The organism is Ureibacillus massiliensis 4400831 = CIP 108448 = CCUG 49529 (assembly GCF_000772965.1).
Lineage (GTDB): Bacteria > Bacillota > Bacilli > Bacillales_A > Planococcaceae > Ureibacillus > Ureibacillus massiliensis.
In genome coordinates this window covers 1-353 of sequence record NZ_JPVQ01000153.1, presented here as the reverse complement: position 1 = coordinate 353, position 353 = coordinate 1, and the positions used below count along the sequence as shown (strand labels likewise).

General features: G+C 64.6%; 1 protein-coding gene. It reads left to right on the top strand.

What is annotated here, in order from left to right:
- Positions 1 to 353: IS66 family transposase (locus CD30_RS19335; RefSeq protein ID WP_036180983.1), on the top strand; the 353-nt coding region annotated here is incomplete at both ends.

The following is a 353-nucleotide window of genomic DNA, read 5'->3' as shown; positions in this document are numbered from 1 at the left end:
CACAGCGACGGCAACTGCGCCAGGACAAAGCCAGGCCGATCATCGATGGCCTGCATAGCTGGATGCTTGGGCAGCGGCAGAAGGTGCCGGAAGGCAGCGCGATCGCCAAGGCACTCGACTACAGCCTCAAGCGCTGGGCAGCGTTGGTGCGCTACCTGAATGACGGCAACCTGCCCATCGACAACAACTGGATCGAGAACCAGATCCGCCCCTGGGCCCTGGGGCGTGCCAACTGGCTGTTTGCCGGCTCTCTGCGCAGTGGCCAGCGTGGCGCAGCCTTGATGACGCTGATCCAGTCAGCCCGCCTGAACGGGCACGATCCGTACGCCTACCTGAAGGACGTGCTCACGCGC